The sequence below is a fragment of the Anaerobiospirillum succiniciproducens DSM 6400 genome (genome assembly GCF_000482845.1).
Taxonomy (GTDB): domain Bacteria; phylum Pseudomonadota; class Gammaproteobacteria; order Enterobacterales; family Succinivibrionaceae; genus Anaerobiospirillum; species Anaerobiospirillum succiniciproducens.
This window is the reverse complement of record NZ_AXWV01000033.1, coordinates 18,188-43,727: the sequence shown is the minus strand read 5'-3', so window position 1 is coordinate 43,727 and position 25,540 is coordinate 18,188. Positions and strand designations below refer to the sequence as shown.

Below are 25,540 nucleotides of genomic sequence, written 5' to 3'. Positions count from 1 at the left end.
GTGCACACATTGAACTGTAGGCCTTATATGTTGCGCCTGTAGTACATTTGGGACTGAAGTTGTTAACTTTTCATTTCGTTCTTAGAGCGAAGTTATTGTTCACACATTGAGCTGCGGTCTTTAACTGCAGCTATTGGTCGTGACTTTGGAACTGTAGTGGTTCATTTTTCATTTCGTTCTTAGAGCGAAGTTAATGTGCGCACATTGAGGAGCGAGCTTTAACTGCAGCTATTGGTCGAGCTTTTGGGATTAGGTTGTTAACTTTTCACTTCGTTCTTAGAGCGAAGTTAATGTGCAAACAATGAGGAGCATGCTTTAACTGAAGCTATTGGTCGTACCTTTTGGGCATAGGTTGTTAACTTTTCATTTCGTTCTTAAGACGAAATTTGCATGGTTTGATTGTGGCTTTAGATGAGATGGATTGAGAGGGATGCGCTGAACAGCTGTTGATATGGGCAGGCTTGCTTTGCTGTGCTTTGTTTCGTAGTGATGCGCGGAGTGCTGAACCGATTGAAGATTGGCTTGTTGGCTGGTTGGTTGGTTGGTTGGTTGGTTTGCGGACATTAAAAAAGCCCAAGCCTATGGCCTGAGCTTTATGTAATTTATGAACAACAAATCTAATCGATTAGAGGGAGTCTACGCAACCTAATTCCTTCATGGCCTCGAGTACACGCTCAACCATGGTCTCCTGGCCCTTACGTAACCATACGCGTGGGTCGTAGTACTTCTTGTTAGGAGCATCTGGACCAGTTGGGTTGCCGAGCTGACCCTGTAAGTAGTCCTTGTTTGCCTCGTAGTATTCCTTGATACCCTTCCAGCATGCCCACTGGGTGTCGGTATCGATGTTCATCTTAATAACACCGTAGGATACGGACTCAGCGATTTCTTCCTTAGTAGAGCCAGAACCACCGTGGAATACGAGGTTTAATGGCTTAGCCTCGGATAAGCCGAACTTCTCAGCTACGTACTTCTGGGAGTCACGTAAGATGGTTGGCTTTAACTTAACGTTACCTGGCTTGTAAACACCGTGTACGTTGCCGAATGAAGCAGCGATGGTGAAGTTTGGAGAAATCTTGATTAAGCGCTCGTAAGCGTATGCTACATCCTCAGGCTGGGTGTATAAAGCAGACTCGTCCTTGTCGGAGTTATCAACGCCGTCTTCCTCACCACCAGTGCAGCCAAGCTCGAGCTCTAAGGTCATGCCGATCTTAGACATACGCTCTAAGTACTTGCAGCAGGTCTCTACGTTCTCTTCTAAAGACTCCTCAGAGAGGTCTAACATGTGTGAAGAGAATAAAGGCTTGCCTTCCTTCTTGTAGAACTCTTCGCCAGCGTCTAAGAGGCCGTCGATCCAAGGTAATAACTTCTTAGCGCAGTGGTCAGTGTGTAATACAACTGGAACACCGTACTCTTTAGCTACGTTGTGAACGTGTAAAGCGCCGGAGATAGAACCTAAGATTGCGTTGCCCTGTGGACGCTCAATCTTTAAGCCCTTACCAGCTACGAACTGGCCGCCGCCATTTGAGAACTGGATGATAACAGCGGAGCGAGCCTTAGCAGCAGCCTCTAAAACAGCGTTTACAGAGTCAGTACCAACGCAGTTAACAGCAGGGAATGCATAGCCATTCTCTTTGGCAACAGCGAATAACTTCTGTACGTCCTCGCCTACTAATACACCAGGCTTTACAACATCTAAAATCTTAGTCATCAGTCTATCCTAATTATGAGACGTGCCATTCCACGCCCCTTTATTATACCCAATTCCTAGCACTCTTTATGAGTAATAGATTTCAATGCATCAGTCAAAGCAAGTCCTTTGATACCCACACATCAGTGCGCATCTAAGATAAGCACATTAACACTGGTGCCTTGCAAAATCGGGCATAGCTTTTAAAAAAGCAGTAGCACTAAGCAAAATGCTTTGTGCTTGTTACTTTCACAAGCAAGCTTGTAAAAGTGGAATTTGAGTTTTAAGGCAAGATGGTGGCTATTTAACCTTGCTAATACCATCTTGCCTAAGGCTCTATAAGTCAGTCAAAAGAACCTAACTTAAGGCCTAAAGTAATCTTATTGATTACTCAGCTGCACGCTTCTCGAGGATCTCAACAGCAGGTAACTTCTTACCCTCTAAGAACTCTAAGAATGAGCCGCCGCCAGTGGAGATGTAGGAGATCTTGTCCTTGATACCGAACTTCTCGATAGAAGCAATGGTGTCACCGCCGCCAGCAACTGAGAAAGCGTCAGACTCAGCAATAGCTAAAGCCATGGTCTTGGTGCCGTTTGAGAATTGGTCGAACTCGAATACGCCAACTGGGCCGTTCCAAATGATGGTCTTAGCGCTCTTGATAGCGTCAACAATGTTCTGAGCAGACTTAGGACCTAAGTCCATGATCATGTCGTCAGCCTGAACGTCAGCTAAGTTCTTAACGGTAGCTGGGGTGTTAGGATCGAACTCCTTACCAACAACAACGTCAACGAACTCTGGGATATGGGTCTTAGCAGAGAGCTCCTTAGCAGTCTCGATGAGGTCTTCCTCAAACAGAGACTTACCAACGTTAGCACCGCCGGCTGCCATGAAGGTGTTAGCAATACCACCACCAACAACGATGTGGTCAGCGACCTTTAATAAGGAGTTGAGAACTGGTAACTTGGTGGAAACCTTAGAACCGCCAACGATAGCCAGCATAGGACGCTCTGGGTTCTCGAAAGCCTTACCTAAAGCGGTAAGCTCAGCGTCTAATAATAAGCCTGCGCAAGCAACTGGAGCGAACTGAGCAACACCGTAGGTTGAGCCCTGAGCACGGTGAGCAGTACCGAATGCGTCCATTACGAATACGTCGCACAGAGCAGCGTACTTCTTAGCTAAAGCTTCGTCGTTCTTCTTCTCGCCAGCGTTGAAACGTACGTTCTCTAATACAACAACTTCGCCTTCGTTTACTTCAACACCATCTAAGTAATCCTTAGCAAGGCGAACTGGGCAGTCTAACAAGGTAGCCATGTGGTCAACTACAGGCTGGAGTGAGAACTCTGGAGCATACTCACCCTCCTTAGGCTTGCCTAAGTGTGAGGTAACCATGACCTTAGCACCCTTCTCAAGAGCTAACTTGATGGTTGGCAATGAGCTGACAATACGTACATCAGAGGTTACCTTGCCGTCCTTTACAGGTACGTTTAAGTCGGCACGGATGAATACACGCTTGCCTTTCAGGTCGAGGTCGGCCATCTTCTTGACTGCTGCCATAACGAAAATCCTCAAAATAGATGTCTTGTTAAGACTGAATACCCGTATTGAACCTAATTAACAAACTAAGGGAGCAATGCTCAATCTAGCTTGTTGCTGCAATCTTGCAGAGTCTGTTAAAACACTTTAGACCCTTGCAATGTCAATAATGTTCAATTACGAGAGGTGTAATGCTGTAAATTGCTGCAAAACTAAACTTAGCCATATCAGCATCAGTAGTTCATTGCTATTTGCTGCAAAACCTTGCTGAGGCTTTGGTTGGATAGTTGATAAAAGCTTGCAACAACATCAACTTAGTAAGTATAAACACCACGTGTTAAAAATCAACTAACAAAGCACTATATGCAAATTAACTAGAACTTTCTTTATTACACTGCAAAGCTTGCAACAGCCCTCATTGCGCGTAAAAGCGCTTGTATACAAGCTCTGATACTGCCCCAAAAGATGACGTAAGTACTTCACAAAGTCTTGATATACATCGCATTTTCATAAGGCAGAGCATACAATCTTAAGTACCGTGACTGCAATTTGCTGCAAAAATGTCTGACACGTAATTTTCGCTCTATCCTCAATAGACTTTCCATTACTTGCTTTTACATAGGCTCACTTAACATCAGCCTGTATGACAAGATTATAGTTTTACCACCTTTAGAAGCTACTTACTTTGAATATGAGTACTACTTGATGTAGTTCTTTTAAGCGCTTAAGGCTTTGTACTTCTGTACTTAACTGATGGCACGCACGCTTAGTGAAAATATCCAATTTGTAGTGATTTCAGCCTTGCTGCTGGTTTACTGTTTCTTTTAGTCTTGTCGTTCTCCATCTTGATGTTGGTTTGTAGATTTTTTTTGATGGGTATGTAAGTAAGCCGTCGATTGTAGCTCGCTGGTTTTAAGCTTGGGGATCTTGATCTAGTCGATTTTGTGGGGCTGATTGTAGGCTCGTCGGTCTTTGGATGATTTTTTTGGAGATGTCTATTAAGACTAAAGGCCTAGATAGAGCTAGGCCTTTGTTGGGTGTTAACAGCTATCTTTGCTGCCAATAAGAATGTGCTTTGCTAATTCTTTGTTGCTAGTGCACTGGGCTTAAGTTTACCGACTCCCAGGACTGTTTGGTGTGGTATTGAGTAGCAAAGGCCAGGCTCTTAAACTCATCTTCATTGCTGTATTCGCAAGTTAAGATCATGTTCTTACGCTTGAGCATGTAGTTAACGCGCTCAATATATTCAGCAGACTTGATGGAGTAGCTGTTGTTTACAGCAGAGGCGTTGAGCTCCTTAAACTTATGTACATTAAAGTCAGGATCTGAATCTAAAGATCGGCTCAGCTGCAGATAGAAAGGCTCAAACCACATCTTCACATTGAACTCAATAAATATGGATGAGCACTCACTTACTGCAAGCATACTCAGATCACTTAAGTCTAAATCTTGGGCCATGCGGCGATGCACAATACGCAGCTCATCAGTTAAGTTGAAGAGCTTATGGTCGGTTGCAAAGGTAATGGAGCAAGCCAAGACCTTACGCACATCATCAAAGTGCTTAGCAGTACCAAAAAGATTGGCAAGACCTACTGCAAGTGAGTAAGTTTCGGTCATGTAAGTAACCATGTTGCCAAATTGAGCTAAGGTAGGAGATGGGATAGCTCCATACTCAACTACTGCCTTTCTAAAGGCATCAGCATCAACACGAGTACCACGCTCTACGCTAATGCATGCATCATCACCTGATCCAATCTTATAGCCAGGATTGTCGGCTTTGAAAATACTTAGCAGTACTGCACGACGTAATTTGGATAAAGGTTCTGCGTAGATAAGACCACCTTTCTTGAAAGGCAGAGATGGAATCTTTTGCACCACATCTGAGGTAAAGAAATTGGCGCATACAATATGGTCATCGAAACCGGCACTATCTAAATCAGGAGCTTCACCTGACTTAGAGTGAGCATAAATGTCGGTTGGACCTTCGTACTTCATACCAGTACGATCAATGAAGATAGTGCTAGAACCAGCAACTAGCAGCAGTACCTCATCGATAAAGGAACTAAACTGCAAACGAACATCATCTAGGTCGTAAACAGTTACACCCCAATTCTCATCAAGCCACTGCTTATCAATGTTCTTGAGCTCAAACTCGACTTCACAAATCTGAGTGCTGATATCGCCACTGATGATACTGCCACGATCTAAAGCTAGCTCAAAGCAAGCAAAGCGAGGCACAGACAGAACTAAAGAGCAGCGCTCAAAGTCAGTTAAGTACTTACAAATTAAGCTCTTAGCTTGAACTTTGGAGGCAAAACCATTTGGTAATAAATTGCTGTCAAATAAAGACACATCAGGAGAGGTTACTGAGGCATCTACATTAACTGTAGTCTCAATATGAGTATGGGAGGCACCTGCAGCCATATCCTGAGTTTTGAACTTTAAGGTCTGTTCAACAGATGAACACAGACTACTGCGACGGAGACGCAGACCGGCATTAAACTCTTTAAATAAAAGGTCATCTTCAGTATCAAAGTACTCATTCTTAAGCACTTCGCACTTTACCTTGCTCTTATCAGCAAAGAACTCCTTTAAATCATGTTCACTACGGAACTCTTGGGACAGTCCTTCGTAGTTAAATGCAATGAGCTCATTGAACTTGGCGATAAAATCATCCAAGAAACAATCAGCGTACTGCGCGTTCAGACCGTACTTGTACTCGCATTCAACGTTGTTGAGAAGGTTTTCCTTAGTAAACATAAGCAGCCTCTACCGCCACATGGCAGTTGACAATCCCGACACCAGAGATACAAAACTACCAAACCATATTGCTAAGTTTCTATTTAAGACACTGCAAAAACAGCAGCTTCTGCTTAGCAACTACCGCAAACATAGCTAACTATAAAGTTAGCCACTACATACAAGCTAAGATGTTATTAGCAAAGCCCATTCGTAACTTAAGCAAACAGGTGTAAGCTCAAAGCTATGTACTAAAAGCTAGTAATGAAGAAAAGACTTGCCATGTACCACTAACAAATCTGCCTTAAGATCTGTCATTAAACTCAGCTAATTGGTATAGATGTCAGACAAATATCTATAGATGTTTTGTTGGACGATAACAAAGAACGAAATGTCATGCAATGGCGTTCTACATCACATTTGCTCGTCTTATTGAACTAGTTTTGCATATTATAGTTCACAACATAGATACAGCAACTTATTAAACATATCAAAAAAGTATCGCATACTTCACTTGCACTAGAAAAACTCACCACAAAGTAGCTACAGTAAAGATATGCAAGCCAATATTTTGCTGTTTTTTTGAAGCTCATCATGAAAATCACAGCATCCTTTGCACTAATTTGAGTCTTTGCTGCACTCATTAATCTAAACACCATTTCAAACACTCATGCTGCCTAAATTCCAGTCCAAGCTCAAAAGGCAAGTGGCAGCAACAGCGCCCGCTCAAGCGCCTATGTCTACGCCCGTATCTATGTCCACGCCAATGCATATGTATCCACCCAAGCCTGTGTCCACGCCAGTGCCTATTTATCCACCCGAGCCTTTTTCCACGTCAGTGCCTATGTATCAAACCGAGCCTGTTTCTATGCCATCCATCTGCTTTGGTTTGAATCTGCCACGTTTTACATGCTCAGCCCTGTCCTTGCGTAGTTTTAGGTTCTGCACATGCATAGTATTTACGATGGCCTTTTATCAATATATTCCCTGTTAAGGCCACTTAGATTGCTATAAATTTGATGAATTAATCGTCGCTGGATATGCCGCGCCATGCCTCATATGGACATGGCTTGCCTAATGGGATGCAAGAGCTTTAGCCACTGCATATTTTGATGGTCAATGGCATGGTGCTTGGCTGTAGCTGCAATTGATAATGCTATTGCTTGTGCTTCGGTAGTACTACTTTTTGGCTGGGGATGCGGCCTTGATGGTGGTATTGGCAGCTCGATATTCACTTGGCTTGAAGCCGGTATACTTCTTAAAAACACGTGCAAAATAGCCAGGATCTTTAAAGCCGAGCTCATCAACTATGGAGCTGATGCGCTTGTCAGTTTGTGACAACAACTTGCAGGCCTCTTCAATGCGCATAGCATTGATGTACTCAACAGGAGTCTTATCTGTGTATTCCTTAAAGGAACGACACAGATAGGTTGGCTGCAGCTTGACCTCCTCAGCTATGTGGTTGAGCGAGATGTTCTCTTTATAGTGAGCTGCAATAAACTTAATGGCATCGTTAACGAGTTTTACCTGACGACGCTCCGAGGCTGTTTGTTCCTCGTGATTTTTATAGTGCTGCTCATACTGTAAGATGCCCATTAAAGTTAAGAACTGACCTTGAGCTTTGAGCTCTAAAGCAGCTCTTTTGGAGAATTTGTCATCTTGCGCAGAGTTGTCCTCTAAAGAAAATACACTCTGTACGGTATGACAAAGATCGTCAAAAGCAGTAATTACGGCTCTATCGTCTGGATTAGTCCGATAGAACACACTCTGCAGCTTAATCTGGCCGTTTTGAATAGCTTCAATAAAGTAACGACCATTACCAGCGTGCTCTAAAATTAAGTTTGGATCAAAGTACAGGCACTTATAGACAAAGCTATCAGATTTATCTAAACGCTCTAAACGTTTATAGTCACGCTCTTTTTGATCATTCCAGCGCCACTCTTGGCCATCTAAAGGCTCAAAGTTTTGCACAGCATCGAGTCTATCTAACTCAAGCTCTGATGCTGTTACTTGCTCATCAGTATTAGAGCTTTGCTTAGAAGCGTCCTTTCTATTCTTGCTGCCACTCTTGCTTTGCTTAGACGCTAAGTCTTCCTTACATGACTTAAGCACAGCTGCATTCATCTTGGCATTAGCAAAAGTATCATCATCTTGACCATCAAGGGACACGCTCGATGCTACTTGCTTGCTTACTTTAGATGCTGACTCTCCTGTCTTAGCTTTGTTAGACTTTTTCTTGGCCTTGCTATTGTCTCTTTCGTGCTTTTGCTTAGCACTAGTAGACTCATCTTTGAAGCCTTCCACTAGTGACTGCAGAGGTGATTTAAACTCTTCTACTTCACGTAATTCTGCTTCAGAGTTTGCAAGCTCTTGGATGGCCTCACGCTTAGCGCTAAGGAAGGTGCCAACGAGTACGGGTGGATCTACTTGCTCATTACCTGACTTCTCTAAAGCACGCAGACATAAAGAGTCATGCTCAATAGCCTGCTCAGATGAAGTAGTTACACCTTCTTTATTGGTAAAGGTATGCTCAATGGTATTTAAGGAGCCATCTTCAGTAGTGATGGTACCGTCTTGATTATAGATAGGAAGCTTGATCTCAAGATGCTCAAAATGGTGGCTGACACCTGCCGGAATAATAACCAGATCGCCCTTGTGCACGGCGTATTTCATGTCATCAAGATGGACAGTGTATGACCCTTCCCCGATGAGGATCATCTCATGTTCCATATGGTAGTGATTAACATCTTCCTTGCACTTAGCTTCATCAACTACAACTCTGTAGCTGAAAGGAAAACTTAAACTACCTGACTCTACACTGTGTTGACGTGAGTTCTTCATCGAAACAACCGGTTTCCATCATCCACCACAGCATATCTAGTCTCAATACTCATTAAGCAGCCTGGACTATAAATTTAGTTAAAGCAGCTGCTTAAATGCTGTAAAACACCAGATGTTCTGATCCAGTATTATTAAATAACATACTCAGCAACCTAAGCTCTCTAACTTATCTACATGAGCAATTTACATCTAGCTACTGCTAGAAAAAACTAGTAGATAAGAACTCACAGCACTTAGCCTACTTGGCATAAAGCTAAGTGTCTTTAGCTATTTTGTTAGCCTCTCTTGAGCCAAAGCCCATATACCTTTAGCAAGGCTAACTTCGCTTTAGCCTGGCTAGCAGAGCCTTTACAAAGCTAACTGTGCTTTAGCAAGGCTAGCAAAACCTTTATAAAGCTAACTTTGCTTTATCAAGTCTAGCTAAGCCTTTACAAAGCTAACTGTGCTTGGCAAAACCAATCAAGCATTGGCATGACTAACGTTACTAAGAAAGCTAGCTACCTTAAGCAATACTAGCTATGCCTAGCAAGACAATAGAGCTTTAGCCAATCACAAGGCTTATTACTAAAGCTAATAAACTCAAACTTAAGTTGAGTATCAGTGCTAAAGCAATCAAGCTATGAGCATACATACACGAGGGCAAGATTATATTGCCACTGTATATGCATGAAGAGCAATCAAGCATGCAGTAGCCTTATACAAGCAACACCAATAGTTGGTCTTGTATATAAACAAACTACATTTGCTTAACTAAAACATTTTTTGAGCACTACCCAAGCTCGCATTTAGGCAGTGCTATCCAAACTACAAACAAGATTGTGCTTAGCAATTAAGCTAAGCTGCAGACTGTTTAAAACAGTGCTGCTAAGCCGTAAGAGCAATAAAGCTCAATACGCTGTGTACTTTTCGCTGCAAATTAAGTTCTATCTAAGCTCATGCCTAGAGACACTATCTAAAACATCCTCAGATGCTTATCAAAAACATCTTCAGATACTTAAGAGCTAGTGCCATCATAACGCCTCTCTCTAGTTGCGTATCTGACATAGAATTCCTTTGACAATTTTGAGGGCTTCAAATGAGCCCTTGTTAAACAACAATACTGTCAATCAAAGTAAACGTAAGCTTAGTAAATTATTAGAGAGTACTCGTGGTCATGACAGTCTAATAAACAATGGATGTAAGTCTATGTCTAAAATCCATGACTAGAGTAGTTCAAGCTTATTGAAGCAATTATATAGTGATTGCCTCTTGTCATTAATCCAAAATCCTTTTGCCTGTACGTGAAAAGTACACGGATATCGCTAGCCTTTCTAAATCAAGATAATCTACTAGATAAAGCGTAACCTGATGTTCTTACCTTAGGCTTAATTTCACTGCTATATCTCAATTTGAGCATATCAATCTCAAAGTAATGCACTAAAGTGCCTTAGTTAGTGATATGGTAGTAGACAAGTTAATTTTCAGTTTTCAAAAAATTTAGTTTGTGCAGCCTTTACACTGTCTTTATGTAGCAAGCATACAGTAGATCTGTCTCATAGCTTTGCTAAGTGTTACTTACGATATTTAAACTTTTGCAAGTGTTAAGGCGTTTTTAGGCCCCATGCTTGCACTACATAATCACAAAGAATTGTCACTGCGCTTGCTTGCACCATAGCTTATATACAACATATGGCCTTTGGGGCACTGCACATAAGTACCTCAGTCCCATTAAACAATTAGCCAAGAGTAATAGTCCCACTAGCTTAACTAGCCTAGATGCATTTGGCTTATTAGAGTGATTGGTTTATCCTGTATTTTACCAATTCGATTTGTCAGGTCTTATACGACTACTAGCTGCTTGAATTAATTGCTCAAAAAGAGTCATCTTGTATATGCAAGATGCTGGAAATGAATTAAAAGACTTATGCAAGATCGCAGTTATATATGCTGCATTGAGTCTTAGTTAACATGAGAATGAGTACGATACTTGTTCTGTCAATGCGAAGTTGCCTTTATGGCTACTTGTTGTTTAGCTTCGCTTTTAAGAAAAAGGTTTTTGTATGCGTGTTCATAGACTTTTTGCTACAGCCACAGCTTTTATGCTGAGCTATGCCATTGCTTTTTGTCCAATAGCATTTGCTGAACATGCCCACCAACACGTGAGCAGTGAAGCATACACTAATGCAAAATCTGCCGCCAACTTCCCTAACGGCGGGGATATACTCATCATTGTGCCTAAAAAGGCCGGTGGCGGTACGGACATAGCAGCACGTGGTCTAGCTAAGTTAATGTCCGAAGATTTAGGCGTCAAAATCCATGTAGAAAACGAGCCTTGCCATAGTGGCTTAGTTGCAACTAAAGCTATTGCAAATGCTACACCCAACGGCTACACCATGGGTATGATTACTGTAGATCTGGCTCTATATACCCATCAGGACAAGATCACAATCGCCGTCGATGCCTTTACCCCCATCATTACTCCAATCTCAGCTCCGGCTGCTTTATTAGTCCATAGTGCAGCCCCATATGATACTTTAGAAGAGTTTGTTGAATATGTACGCAACCATCCTGGAACCATCTTAATGGGTAACTCAGGTGTAGGAGCCATTTGGCATGTTGCTACTTTGGCATTTGAAAAAGAATTTGGTGTCCGTGTAAAGCATATTCCTTTCTCTAAAGGCAGCTCAGATATAGCTGCAGCTATTGCTGGCAAACAAATCAATGCCACACTTGCAGACCCTTCAGCCTTTAAAGAGCAAATTGATAATGGCTCACTTAAAATCTTAGCCATTATGTCTAACGAGCGTTCTAGACTCTTTCCTGATGTACCAACCTTTAAAGAGCTTGGCCACAATCTCGTCATTGGCGCTTGGGCAACTTTAGTTGTACCAAAGGGCACTCCAGAGAAGGTGGTAAATATTTTACGTACCTCAGCAAGACGTATCTCCTCGACCTCCACATACGATGAGTACTTCTTAAGCCGCTATATTCAACCTAAATACATCATTGGCGATGAGGCGGAGAATTTAATGAGAGATGATAACTATCGCTTTGCTATCATCCTCAAAAACCTCCTCAAGCGCTAACAGTCCAAACGACTATCATACTTAGCTATCCCCCGTGCCATTTAGACACGCTTACAGCTGCATCTTTAGCTGCACATACAGATGCAGTTGCATATGCAAATACAGATGCAGCCGCATATGCAAATGCGGATGCTGCTGAGGCTTATGCTGAGTCTGAGGCAGGGTCTATTGATGATTATGCCATGCGCCTTTAAGCACCATAATTAGGCTTGGTACTCATGCATAAGGTACTGTAAGCGAGCATGATAAAAGCTCATGTACGTCTAATATGCCTTTGTATAGCCATTTGAGACTACAAACTAGATACAAATCAGAATTGTGTAATGCTTTGCATTAAAATGCAGCAAGTGCTATCCATTTTTCGTAATACTGTTTGCATATCCATCATGGTCTTGTAAGATTATGCAGGTTGACTAAAAGACAAAAGTCTATGACGGCCAACTAACATTATTTGATTACTAAGTTTCTAGAACAGCTAATTTAGCAATGATAAGTTTTTAGAACAGCTAATTTGGCAAGGCTATATGAAATCCTAAGTGGCATAATATAGCGCAAAAGAATTTATGTTCATGTTGATATAGCTAAGAGCTAGCCTAATGGCTCCACAACATGACTCTTACAAGAATGCATCACACATGCACCTTGTTTACCGATTCAATCCTGAAACTAAGCCTGCGTGCACAGGCTTAGACTTGGAGCTCGCAGAGTCTAACTGCGAGCTCTTTTTACTTTGGCCTAGGCTAAATCCACAAAGCTAGGCTTACTCTATTAATTGCCCTTGTGCCCGCCCAATCTTTAGCCACATTTTTCTGGAACCCCCGCCCTTTTGTGAGGCAATCAGACAACCACATCCTTTTGCTAGACGATCAGCCATCCACGCCTTATTTGATTTTGCATGTAGCTTGATTGACCAGTCATTTGTGTGCTCGTTTGCCTTTTTGCTTGCTGCTTGCATGATGGGTCGCTTGTATGCTCGTTTGTCTTTTTGCTTACTGCTTGCCTGATGGGTCGCTTGTGTGCTCGTTTGCCTTTTTGCTTGGGCCTTGATTGGCTTTTTGGCTTGGCCGATGGATTGGCTCTTTTGGCGTTGGCTAATTGGATGGAGAGCTACCTTGGCGTTATAGCTGAGTTTACGAGTCGAGAAGATGATATCGTGAGAATGGAGCTTTCTTTTGGCTGAACTATTTGGCTTGAGCCAAAGTAAAAGAGCCTCCATAACCTTTGTGGGGCTATGGAGGCTCTTATGTGCCTTGATGATAGCTTGGCTTAGCTTTGCTTCGCTTGGCTTTGTTTCGCTTGGCTTGGCTTGGCTTGGCTGCGGCGACAAGCTATCTTATTAGGATTACCTTGTTGGGGTAATTTGCTCGGGCTTGTTATTACTTGAGTAAGGACTTGCCTACAGCAACGGTGTTCTCAACGGTGAAGCCGTACTTCTCGAAGAGAACGTCAGCAGGAGCAGAAGCACCGTAGTGGTCGATACCTAAGACCTTGCCATCAAGACCAACGTACTTGTACCAAGTAGTAGTTGAGCCAGCCTCAACAGCAACACGGTTACGTACTGCGGCTGGGAGAACCTGCTCTTTGTACTCAGCGCTCTGACGATCGAATACTTCGCAGCAAGGCATGGAAACAACACGTACCTTCTTGCCCTCAGAAGCTAACTGCTCAGCAGCCTTAACAGCTAAGGCAACCTCAGAACCAGTTGCGATGTAGATTAAATCAGGGGTGCCGTCGCAATCTCTTAGGATATAGCCGCCCTTAGCGATAAGAGGAATCTGCTCTAAAGCACGATCCATCTGCTCTAAGTTCTGACGGGAGAGAATAACCTCAGATGGGCCACACTTTCTCTCAACCATGGAGCACCAAGCTACAGCAGTCTCAACCTGGTCACATGGACGCCATGTGTCTAAGTTAGGAATTAAGCGTAAAGAACCGATCTGCTCGATAGGCTCGTGGGTAGGACCGTCCTCACCAACACCGATAGAGTCGTGGGTGAATACGTATAAGGTTGGGATCTTCATCAGAGCAGACATACGAATTGCGTTACGTGCGTACTCAGAGAAGATTAAGAAGGTACCACCGTATGGACGGAAGCCGCCGTGGAGCATCATGCCATTCATGGCAGCAGCCATTAAGAACTCACGCACACCCCAGTGTACATAGTTACCCTGGATTGCACCTGGCTTAATAGAAACAGAAGCCTTGTTCACGGTTAAGTTGGATGGAGCTAAGTCAGCAGAACCACCAGCAAGCTCAGGTAATAAAGCACCGAAGAAGTCTAAAGCATTCTGGCCAGCCTTACGGGTAGCAATCTTAGCTGGGTTCTTCTGTAACTCTTCAGCCCATGCTAAAGCCTTTTGCTGAATGTCGCATGGCAGATCACCCTTCATACGACGCTCAAACTCGCTAGCAAGCTCAGGGTACTTAGCCTTGTACTGATTGAATAAGTCATTCCACTCAGCTTCAGCCTTAGCACCGGACTCAACAGCAGACCACTGAGCATAGATGTCCTCAGGGATCTCAAATGGGCCGTAGTTCCAGCCAATAGCCTCACGAGTCTTAGCAATCTCATCGTCGCCTAAAGGTGCGCCGTGGGATGCTGCAGTACCAGCCTTGTTAGGTGAACCCTTACCAATGGTGGTGTTACAGATAATTAAGGATGGACGTGACTTTTCATCCTGTGCAGCCTTAATAGCCTTACGTACAGCCTCACCATCGTGGCCGTCAACCTCTTGAACGTGCCAGTTGTAAGACTCAAAACGCTTAGCAGTATCATCACCGAACCAGTCCTTTACCTGACCGTCGATAGAAATACCGTTAGAGTCGTATAAAGCGATGAGCTTGCCTAAGCCTAAGGTACCTGCAAAGGAGCATGCCTCGTGAGAGATGCCTTCCATTAAGCAGCCGTCGCCCATAAATACGTAAGTGTAGTGGTCAACGATGTTTAAGCCATCCTTGTTGAACTCGGAGGCTAACATCTGCTCGGCCATAGCAAAGCCAACAGCATTGGCAAGACCCTGACCTAATGGGCCAGTGGTGGTCTCAACGCCAGGAACCTCACCGTACTCTGGGTGACCTGGAGTCTTAGAGCCGAACTGACGGAAGTTCTTGATGTCTTCAATGCTGAGATCATAACCAGTTAAGTGGAGTAAAGAGTAGATCAGCATGGAAGCGTGGCCGTTAGATAAGATAAAACGGTCACGGTTAGCCCAGTTAGGGTTCTTTGGGTTGTGACGCATAAAGCCGCGCCATAAGGCCTCAGCCATATCGGCCATACCTAAAGGAGCACCTGGGTGACCTGAGTTGGCCTTCTGAATGCTGTCCATGCTTAAGGCACGAATTGCATTAGCTAATTGCTGATACTGTGACATGATTTCTCCAGTGAAGTGACTGCATCAGGCCGTAGGCCGTGGCCTAACCTTTGTAAGAGATCACTACTGCCATCCTTGTGTAAGCACTAAGCGTACAAATCCAATTTGTATGCTCTGTACCCAAGACAAAACACTAGCTAAACACAAGTGTTGTCCCAAAGCTGCAGTATTGATGTCTTGCAAATGCTAAAAGCACTAAGCTTTATGCCTTTGCCGTCGGAAACTGTCTAAGATTACTAAGATAAAAGAGCGAACTTCAACACAAACAGTTCGGCATCTAATTTAGTTGTTAGGATAGGGAAAAAATCTTAAAAGTCCATAGCTAATGACAATCTTTTTAACCTACCGCTAATTTCACCACAAAAAGCCTACCTTAGCGCTGCTCATCAAGCTAAAAATAAGGCTAATAAGCCACAAAAAAGCGCGTGGCTGCATCCGAGATTCTAAAAAGCCTCTGCCAATTCTAAATTAGACCAAAGTAAGATCTGTGCTTTCCTAACAACACAACTTTGTGCACCATCCTAAATAGAGTGAGCTTGCCAAGCACCAGTTGTCGTAACCACCTCATCACGCTTTGCGTACGGTACGCTTTGCACTTGCCAAACAAAATCTCTTGCTGCGACCACGGTACGCTTTGCGACGGTACGCTTTGCGTTTGCCTAGCACATGTTCTTGCCGCTACCACAGTACGCTTTGCGTATGGTAGGCTTTGCATTTGATAGGCGCAAGGCTCTTTGAAGATCGAAAGGAGCTTAGGATCCTCATTGTGGTTCGGTGACGCAAAATACGGTTATGGTTGGCTTAGATGCTTTTTTGGTGTGCCTAAAAGCAAAAAGCGCAGGAGTTTTTAGGCCCCTACGCTTTTTTGTAAAACTTTAAAAAGTTTTAGCTTTTATTCTACGAACTCTTTGCCGTTAATAGTAAGGCCATTCTCGTCGAGAATTACCTTAGCAGATGAAACGCCAGTCTTTGGATGGACGCTAAATGCAGCGAGGTTTTCCTTGTTAATGGAGCTACCCTCAATGGTGTTCACATCTAAATCTGCAGTTACGTTAGCATCTACAAATGGAACAGTGAAGATACCCATTGGGCTATCCTTTGGCAGAGTTACATTGCCATCGATGCCTAAGGTAACCTCACGCATCTCAGGATCCTTGTATGGGTCGAAACGTACTAAAGCAGGAACCTTAACAGTTGAGCCCTTGCTTACGCGCAGGTCTAAACCGTTCTGGCCAATAGTAGCTAAGATGTCACCAACGCTCATGTTGTTGAACATGTTGATGGTAAGACCAGAAAGCTTACCGTTTAAGTTCAGATCGCTAAAGTCAGAAGCCTTTGCAATCTTAAGCTCGTAGGCAAGATCAAAAGCACCAGTAGTAGCAACGTGACCGCTTTGTAACTTAACAACGGTGTTGTCTAAGAGCTCAAGCTGATTGCCAACTGGGTAGAAGATCTTGTCGCACTGAACTTCGTTACGGCCGAAGTTTAAGAGGTTAGCAAGACCACGGTTAGATGAGTAGTACTTAACACCAGATAAGCCAAGACCAAGATCATCGCTTACAAAGCTATCTACTACTAAAGAGGTAGAGATATTCTCGTTAGCATCCATCTTGATGGATAACTTAGCAGTACCAACAGGTAAGAAACGTGTGTCAGCCTTAACCTGCTCTAAAGACTCTTCGCCCATAATGGAAACAGTCTTTTCAGCTACGTTGTTAGCATCCTTAATAGCCTGCTTCTTGAACTCTTCAAAAGCTACTAAGTTCTCTTCCTTGCTCTTGTGAGCATCATAAACGTATGCTGCCTCAGCTGGAGCATTAGACTTAACCTTCTTGGAGGTGTCCTTTACGAACTTGCCACCCTTAAGTAAGGTCTGGTAGTCGTCAAAGGCCTTAGCATATGCATAGTTTGACAGACCGTAAGTGTCGTTTAAGTATGAAACAGAACCATCAAAGCTCAGCTTGCCAGTAAATAAGCTTAAGTGAGCACGTGCCTTGATATCGGTAAGAGTATCAAGCTCTAAAGACTTGATGGCATTAACGCGGCTAATAGTAGCGTGGATTGGGTCGAAGACGATGTCATATGAACCGTAGTTTAATGACACATCTAAAGGCAGATTGAATGAGTCCTCGTTGAGAGTAACCACTAAGTTGAGCTTACGCTCAAAGAGGCTACCATCACGCTCGTACAGAGCAACAGATAAGCCTTGATCCTTAAGCTCAGGATTGCCGTTTAAAAGATAAAGCTCGATACCCTGACGTGCCTTTTCTACAGTGTCGCTATAGCTGCATAAGCTCATTAACCAACCGCTGGATAGAACCAGAACACCTGCTGCGGCTGCACCAACTGCTGCCGCTTTCTTAACGTCAAATGCCATTATGTTCCCCTGACATTAAACAACAGTACCTAATGTACTTTCCTATTAGCCTAATAGATCTAAAACTGAAAGCAGCTACCCTCATCACCCCATCTTAGTTAGCAAGGTGTAACCGCAGATGCTCTTACTTGTATATCTACAAGTGCTTGCGCTTATGTACGGGCTTTAAAGACATCTGCTTTCAGTTTTTGATCCGATAGTTTTGTAAGTTATAGCTGTATACACTTTTCTAAAGACAAACTTTAGCTTGTTAAAAATGTATGCACCTCTATATAGGACAAAACTCGAATAATTTTAGCCTAAAAGATGAAAAAAGCCGATCTTGAGATCGGCCTTTTTTGAGCTGTGCATAGTTTTCTAATCACTTAGTGCTAATTAAGGCCACTAAGTGCTAGTTAGAATGTCCAAGCTGATGCCCTTACCATGCTTAAAACTAAACTTTTTTAGACTGCCTACCATTTTGTGTAAAAGCAGTGTACAGCAAGGTAGTTTTGTAAAGGTATGAGGCTTAACACTCATATAGGCTGTGCTTATGAGAACAACCTACTTGTGTGCTTTTGTCTTGGGAATATATTCTATTAACCGAAAACCTTGCGATAGTCTTCTTGGAACTTCTCAATACCCTGATCGGTAAGAGGGTGGTGAGTCATCTGCTCAATTACCTTGTATGGAACAGTAGCAATGTCAGCACCGGCTAAAGCACAGTCCATAACGTGGATTGGGTTACGAACAGAAGCTGCGATGATCTGAGAGTTGATGGAGGCAATCTCAAAGATTTCAGAAATCTGACGAATGAGATCGATACCAGGAACTGAGATATCGTCAAGACGACCTAAGAAAGGAGATACGTAAGTAGCACCGGCACGAGCTGCTAAAAGAGCTTGGTTAGCGGTGAAAATTAAGGTAACGTTAGTCTTGATACCCTCGGCAGTACACATCTTAGTTGCCTTTAAGCCCTCAACAGTCATTGGGAGCTTAACTACCATGTTTGGATGGATAGCAGCAATCTGACGAGCCTCTTGCATCATGGTAGGAGCATCAAGAGTAGTTGGCTTGACCTCACCACTGATAGGACCATTTACGATTGAGGCGATCTCAGCAATTACTTCCTCAAACTTACGGCCTTCCTTGGCAATCAGGGTTGGATTAGTGGTAACACCGCAGATAACGCCCATGTCATTAGCTTTACGGATATCTTCAACATTTGCGGTATCAATGAAAAAACGCATGATAGCTGCTCCAAAAAAATCCTTCCAAGCTACCTAAGCTTTGAGCATCATCAAGTCTTAAAGCCTGCACCGCCTTAGCAAGTGCCACGCTAAGTAAAACCTTACCCTGTACAAGAGTAATTAAGATTAGTGCTTAAAGATGCAAAAGCCTCCTAAACATTAGGCAGCTTTTAAATTCTATTCGACCGATGGCATAAGAGCTTACAAAGCCCATAATCTTAAAGCACAAGCCACTAAACTTAGCTTAAAAGCATTAAAACCCAAGCCATAAGAGCATTCAAACCCTATCCTTAAGAGCATTCAGACTAAGCCATTAAAGGGCCATTTGAACTTTATAAACTAGCTTTGCTTGTGCATTTCAGTCTTTGCGAGCGATTGTACACCTTATGCTATTAGAGTCATGATAAAGGCAAACTAAGCTTTGGTTAAAGTTTAGTGATAGTGATCAACTTTTAGCACCCAAAAATGTGCACGCACACACCATCATGGAGCAACACTACCCAACCTCATAAACTCGATTAAATAACGCTTAGATAGCAAAAGATACCCTCAGACCACCCTACTTTTAATGTGTACGTACACACTAAGCTTTCTTAAGAAAAATAATCACTCAACGTTGCACCAAAAGGCTTTAAAGCCAAAACAGCCATCACCGCGTCCGAGCTCAAACCAAATCAACAGCACAAGCAAAAGCAATGGCAATGGCAATGGCAAAAGCAATGGCTACGCCCCGCCGTCAAAATTATTCCATGACAAACCGAGCAATAACAATAACTAATGAAAGCAAGCGCCTACCTGCTCGATATTAGATAACGCTATGGTTTATTTAACATAAGATGTTGATTGTATCGTTACAATCACTTTATAGGAAAATCAAGTATTTAAGCTTTTGTGGGCAATAAATAGCTATGTGCCTTTAACTATTAGAGGCTAAGTAGCTACAGAGACGGTCGTTAGCTCATCAAAAGTCAAAAACAGTGATTGCCTTTGGATTTGCAATGGCTTAGTTAGAAAGGGGGCAGTTAGAACTGCAAGCTTGGAGGGGCTAATGCAGGAGGACCGGGTCCCCCTGCTAGAAAATGCGCCTGTAATCTTACGCAACGTTATATATGCATGTGAATAAGGCGCAAATTGATAAGAGGTTTGATTATTTGTTCTTATCAGTAGCGTCGAGATCTGGCATTAAGCTAGAGCAGTAGAACAAGTACAGAGCCTGGGTACCCTTTTCGCCGTGGCCGATGTTATTAAGTACGGTGTAAGCCTTCTTAGCTAGCTCTAAACATGGCAGGTTAATACCGTGAGAGTCGCAAACCTTAAGAGCAATCTCGATGTCCTTTAAGAAGTGAGCAATCTTAAAGCCTGGGTTGTAGTCACCGCTTAAGATACGAGGGCCGTAGCTGCGCAGTGAGAATGAGCCAGCTGCACCAGCGCTTAAAGTGTCGATAACTTTTTCAACATCCAGTCCCATCTGAGAGGCAAAAGCGATAGCCTCACTTGCAGAGAACATGGTCGCAGCAACTGCAATCTGGTTACAGGCCTTAGCTAATTGGCCCTTACCTGCATTACCGAAATACTCAACACGCTCACCAAAGACCTTTAAGAAGTCTTTTAACGCCTCATAGGATTCTTGCTCGCCACCAAAGAGCATAGCTAAAGTAGCATTGCGAGCACCAATATCACCGCCAGTTACTGGGCAATCCACCATATTAAAGCCCAGAGCCTTACCTCTTTGGAATAACTCAGAGGCAAGCTCTGGTGATGAGGTAGTCATATCGATGCCATAGGCACCTTTCTTCATACCCTTGAAAGCACCAGTGCTACGATTAGTCCAGACATCACGTACGTCATCTGGATATCCAACGATGGAGATAACTACATCACAGCCCTCGGCACACTCACGAGGAGTGTCACACCACTTAGCGCCTTGCTCAATCACACCATTTGCACGCTCTTTGGTACGAGTGAAAACATTCACCTCATAACCAGCTTTGAGCAGGTGACCAACCATTGGAGCGCCCATTACGCCGGTACCGATAAAACCAACCTTCTTAATATCCATAAGAATCTACGAGACCTACAACTACGACACAACAAAAACGAGCCTTTGAGCACCAAGAACTCAATACTCTATACAAAGCAAGCACGTGCAGCACTAAAAGGAAAACTAACAGCTCCCCAACTATTGTAGTGTGGCAGTTATAAAAGCTACCTTAAGCCATGCACATAAAACAGCATAAAGGATACTTTAAAGCGAATGTTTGCCTTGTTACAGGCGCTAATTTTAATGCAATAATCCCTACTGTCTAGCATCAACGTAACATTATGCGTGATACTGCCCAAATATAGGCCAGTAAAGGTTGTGTATCTAGTCTTATGTGTAAAGCAAAGGGTTGTAATACTATCTAAATTTCACCTAACAAGAGCTACTCGTGCATAGCCTTTTAAGCAATCCTTAGGATAAAAGAGTGTAGTTTTTTGAGCTTTGTCAGGCCTAGCGACAATATATTTCCCAAAAGCCAGCCACGATACTTCATACACTCTGTCTAACAGAAGCAATTAACTGCAAAGAAACATCAAGCCCCATGCGCCTGAGTCTTTTATTAACTTATTAAGTTTTACCTGTTGAGTTTTGACAGCAGTTGCCAATTTGTATCACATAGTTAAGTTATTAACATTTTCTTGTGTTTGTTCAGTTATACGGGTGTATAATCCGCTCCATTGTGCGTTATACAAAGCAATACAGGAACTAGATAAATGGCTTAAACAAGCCATTTTAATTAATAGTTACGGTAATTTTGGCCACCTGTGGCTTGTCTATTGCATATATAAAGCTAATTCAGGACATTAAGTTGCACATTTTAGGTAGCAACCTACGCTCTACCTTGCTTGCTGATGAAAGTCAAAGTAGTGCAACAGCCTAACCTGAATTTAGTATTCACATCTTTCCGTCGAGCTTACAAAAGCCGTCTGAAGTTTTGTTTTACATTGAATAGTAGTTGCAATCGATTTACGAATCCTTGCCACTAGCTTATTCACCCTCTAGATCTTATCTGTTGATACAGATGACGTTCTTTGAGAAGACTGTGTTCCATTAGTCTTATCCGCTTGGTCTTATCCACCACATTGCTTAGCTCCTTGTAGTATGTTCAATGCTCAGGGCTATAGCTTAGGGTCTTAAACCAATTACTAATGGGCTTAAAAGGTTAAGTATTCAACCTTAAGTATGTGCTTGCACCTTGTTCTTGGCCTGCCTCGAGAACAAGACACAGCAATCCTTAAACAATGGCTGCCAAGAAGCTACAGCATCTAGATGGATTTCGTAAAACAAAGCCATTTTTAACTACATGACATTGTGTGGAGGGTCTACATGTCACGCCTATTTACTTCCGAGTCCGTATCTGAAGGACATCCTGATAAAGTTGCCGATCAGGTATCCGACGCTATTCTTGATGCTATCTTAGCCCAAGACAGCAAGGCTCGTGTTGCTTGCGAAACCTTAGTTAAGACCGGTATGGTCGTTATCGCAGGTGAAGTTACTACTAAAGCCAACGTTGATTTAGAAGCAGTTGTTCGTAAGACTGTTTGCGATATCGGTTATAACTCTACCGAAGTCGGCTTTGACGGAAACTATTGCGCATTCTTAAATGCTTTAGGCAAGCAGTCTCCTGATATCAATCAGGGTGTAGACCGCCAGAATCCAGAAGATCAAGGTGCTGGTGACCAGGGCTTAATGTTCGGCTATGCTTGCGACGAGACTGCCGTTTGCATGCCTGCAGCTATTACCTATGCTCACCTGCTCGTTAAGCGTCAGTCTGAAGTTCGTCGTATGGGCGTGCTGCCTTGGTTACGTCCTGATGCAAAGAGCCAGGTTACCTTTGCTTACAATTCAGATGGCACCATCTCTCACGTTGACACCGTAGTGCTCTCAACTCAGCACTCTCCAGATGTTTCTTTAACTTCTGTTGTTGAAGGTGTTCAAGAAGAGATCATCAAGAAGGTTATCCCAGTTAAGTACTTAACCAATGATACTAAGTACTTCATCAACCCAACTGGCCGTTTCGTAATCGGTGGTCCAGTAGGCGACTGCGGTTTAACTGGCCGTAAGATCATCGTAGATACCTACGGTGGTGCTGCTCGTCACGGTGGTGGTGCTTTCTCTGGTAAGGATCCATCTAAGGTTGACCGTTCAGCTGCATACGCTGCTCGTTATGTTGCTAAGAACATCGTTGCTGCTAAGCTTGCTAAGCAGTGTGAGATCCAGGTTTCCTACGCCATTGGTGTTGCTAAGCCTGTTTCTATCTCTGTTAACACCTTCGGTACCGGCAAGTACGACGATGACCGCATCGCAGACGTAATCAATGAGGTATTTGACTTACGTCCATACGGTCTCATCAAGATGTTAGACCTCGAGCGTCCTATCTACAGTGCGACTGCTGCTTATGGTCACTTTGGCCGTGATGCTTTCCCATGGGAGCAGACCAACAAGGTTGAAGACCTCATCGCTGCTTTAAGCTAATTCATAGCTACAAGCTATCAAATGCTCACAGCTAAAAACCAAATGCTAAAAGCATAAAGCTTTAAGTTTAAGCAGCCACCATAGGCTGCTCACAAAAGGCAGAGTCCCCAAAGGCTCTGCCTTTTGTATATGCGCACCACACCAGCGCCCGCCCACAAGGCGGCCGCCCACCATTTTTGCCATCGTACATGGCCATGCCTATGTTCATGCCCATCCCCATGCCAATGCGCATACCAATGTACCCATCCCCATAGCCATAGCCATGGCTATGGCCACATGCCCTCATGCCTAAGACCTTTGGGCCACATAATCGTCATAAGCGTAAGAGTACAGCTGCATTATTAAGCGTCGTTGTGCCCATTTTGGGGCTTAACTCATGTCGCATGCACAAGCTATGGCAGAATATAGCCTGCCCAAAGAGCGTATTTTTGAGCAAAAACAGCTACATACACATACGTAGAGCTGCCGCACGATCTTGTTGCTGCAGTGAAGCCTATACAGCATCTGCCATACGATTTTGCTTTTGAGAACAAACATGAGTCAGAACACTAAACTGCTGGTCATTATTGCCTTGTTCTGGTTTGCCCAGTACATCTATGTGCCTAACACCGCACCTTACCTCCTTGCACAAAAGGTCACAGCAGACTTTGTAGGCATCATCGTAGGCGTGTATGGCGGCGTACAAATGAGTTTGCGCTTCCCAATGGGTATCCTTGCTGATTGGCTAGGCAAGCATAAGCTCATTATTATCGTAGGCTGTGCTTTTTCTGGCGGCGCATCGGTAGTTCGTATTCTTGAAAGCACTGGCAACGGCTTCTTAATTGCCAATATCATGTCAGGTGTGGCCTCATCCTTGTGGGTGAGCTTCATGCTGCTTAGCACTAAATACATTACTCCCGATAGGATGCAAACTCAGATTGGCTACCTCTTTGCGGCTAATAACTTTGGCATTATGCTAGCCTTCATTACCTCAGCAGTATGCTTTGAGGGCTTTGGTATGGACTTTCTGTGTTTATGCTCCGCACTCTCTGGTGCTTTAGCTATGCTCTTGGCTATGAGCTTAAAAGAAGACGATCCGGCATATGCTCACCTGCATGAACCACCTGAGAGTAAACATCGCCCGCTCATTGCTGATCTTGTAAAAGTAGCGAAGCGCAAACGTATTTGGTTCTTCGCCTTCTTAGCCTCTATTCAGCAAGGCGTAACCATGACTACCATCATGTCATTTTCTAATGAAGCAGCATTGCGTATTGGCGGTAGCTCATATGAAATGGGCTTGATGACCATTGTCTTTATCTTGTTCAATGTTATTTCTAGCTACTACTCTGGCAAGCCGCCATTTACTCGCATCTCACAAGGATTTTTAGTTAGCTCTGCCCTGTTCTTGCTTGCTGCTTACTGTTTCTTATCAGTAATGGTTACTCACATCTACCTGCTCATCATTATTCAGGTATTCCTAGGCTGGAGCTTTGGCTTTGTCTTTACCATTGCCACTAGTGAGGCCATCGTTGGTGTTGAACACTATCGTCGTTCTTCTGCTATTGGCCTCTTCCAGGCTCTCTTTGCCATCGGTATGACTACAGTTCCAATCATAGCTGGCCGTATCATTGAGCTTGATGATGGCGATCTTAAAGCTGCTTTCTTCTTCCAAGGCTGGCTCTGTATTATTGCCTTTGTTGCAACTGTTTATTTCTACTATATGAAACGTCGCAATCACCTCAAAGAAGGCACAGCCTAAAGATAAGACGCCTCCCTCAAGGCAATTTCCAAACTTTCAAAGCTTTCACAGCTTTCACAGCAAAATCTAATAAGCGGCCGCTGCCTCACCAAATGCAGCGCAGCTCAGATGCAGCCTGGCATTCATACATATTTGAAAGCTATATCGATGAAACTTTGATTTAAGGTATAGTACTTGCAAGGTCATTGTATTAAGACAATTATTTATACAAACAGTCGCTTATTTATCGGAAATTTGACAAATTTGGTGGCGCTCTTATGCATCGTTACCATCAAGTTTCTATAACTAGCGACCTAAATTTTGTCTACAGAATTTTAAAGGTCTGCCAAGCTACTAACTTGAAAAAGCTTAAGAGAATCTAAAGCACATATCTAAGCAAACTTTTAGCATTTGAAAGTAAGCTAAGACCTATTTACACCGTAAAAGAAGCAACGATGCAGCAAG

General features: G+C 43.3%; 12 protein-coding genes. 3 read left to right on the top strand and 9 right to left on the bottom strand.

The genetic code is table 11. The features are described from left to right. Positions 1–625 precede the first annotated feature (625 nt). The 4 genes from fbaA to H524_RS16445 form a co-directional block, all read right to left on the bottom strand. Entirely contained in the window at positions 626–1,711 is a 1,086-nt protein-coding gene (fbaA, locus tag H524_RS0105885) for a class II fructose-bisphosphate aldolase (RefSeq protein WP_211232158.1), read from the bottom strand. 363 nt (positions 1,712–2,074) lie between these two features. After that, on the bottom strand, positions 2,075–3,241 hold the full coding sequence (locus H524_RS0105880) for a phosphoglycerate kinase (RefSeq protein WP_044121591.1): 1,167 nt from the start codon (positions 3,239–3,241) through the stop codon (positions 2,075–2,077). Between the two features lie 1,071 nt (positions 3,242–4,312). Beyond that, positions 4,313–5,980 carry a CYTH domain-containing protein gene (locus H524_RS0105875; RefSeq protein WP_027939554.1) on the bottom strand — a complete coding sequence of 556 codons (1,668 nt, stop codon included), beginning with the start codon at positions 5,978–5,980 and terminating at the stop codon, positions 4,313–4,315. 1,158 nt (positions 5,981–7,138) lie between these two features. Beyond that, positions 7,139–8,800 carry an AraC family transcriptional regulator gene (locus tag H524_RS16445; RefSeq protein ID WP_052338935.1) on the bottom strand — a complete coding sequence of 554 codons (1,662 nt, stop codon included), beginning with the start codon at positions 8,798–8,800 and terminating at the stop codon, positions 7,139–7,141. Between the two features lie 2,138 nt (positions 8,801–10,938). Here H524_RS16445 and H524_RS14485 point away from each other — a divergent pair. Continuing rightward, a complete protein-coding gene (locus H524_RS14485; RefSeq protein ID WP_245580444.1) occupies positions 10,939–11,865 on the top strand; it encodes a tripartite tricarboxylate transporter substrate binding protein in 927 nt (308 codons plus the stop codon). 760 nt (positions 11,866–12,625) lie between these two features. On the opposite strand, the gene H524_RS0105845 is transcribed toward H524_RS14485, so the two are convergent. The 5 genes from H524_RS0105845 to H524_RS14480 all read right to left on the bottom strand — a co-directional run bounded on the left by H524_RS0105845 (position 12,626) and on the right by H524_RS14480 (position 20,901). After that, positions 12,626–13,081: a hypothetical protein gene (locus H524_RS0105845; protein ID WP_156907551.1), complete on the bottom strand. Its 456-nt coding sequence runs from the start codon at positions 13,079–13,081 to the stop codon at positions 12,626–12,628. 160 nt (positions 13,082–13,241) lie between these two features. After that, a complete protein-coding gene (gene tkt / locus H524_RS0105840) occupies positions 13,242–15,236 on the bottom strand; it encodes a transketolase (protein ID WP_027939552.1) in 1,995 nt (664 codons plus the stop codon). Positions 15,237–16,128: 892 nt separating this feature from the next. Continuing rightward, positions 16,129–17,613: a hypothetical protein gene (locus H524_RS0105835; protein ID WP_027939551.1), complete on the bottom strand. Its 1,485-nt coding sequence runs from the start codon at positions 17,611–17,613 to the stop codon at positions 16,129–16,131. Between the two features lie 578 nt (positions 17,614–18,191). Continuing rightward, positions 18,192–18,842, bottom strand: a complete 651-nt coding sequence (gene fsa, locus H524_RS0105830; RefSeq protein WP_027939550.1) for a fructose-6-phosphate aldolase — start codon at positions 18,840–18,842, stop codon at positions 18,192–18,194. Positions 18,843–19,989: 1,147 nt separating this feature from the next. After that, on the bottom strand, positions 19,990–20,901 hold the full coding sequence (locus H524_RS14480) for an NAD(P)-dependent oxidoreductase (protein ID WP_044121589.1): 912 nt from the start codon (positions 20,899–20,901) through the stop codon (positions 19,990–19,992). A gap of 1,308 nt (positions 20,902–22,209) precedes the next feature. Between H524_RS14480 and metK the strand changes: the two genes are divergently transcribed. Together metK and H524_RS14475 are read left to right on the top strand one after the other, a co-directional pair. Beyond that, positions 22,210–23,358: a methionine adenosyltransferase gene (gene metK, locus H524_RS0105820; protein ID WP_027939549.1), complete on the top strand. Its 1,149-nt coding sequence runs from the start codon at positions 22,210–22,212 to the stop codon at positions 23,356–23,358. A 535-nt stretch (positions 23,359–23,893) separates the two neighbouring features. Continuing rightward, complete coding sequence (locus H524_RS14475) at positions 23,894–25,096, top strand: MFS transporter (RefSeq protein ID WP_044121588.1); 1,203 nt, start codon at positions 23,894–23,896, stop codon at positions 25,094–25,096. The last annotated feature ends 444 nt before the right edge of the window (positions 25,097–25,540 follow it).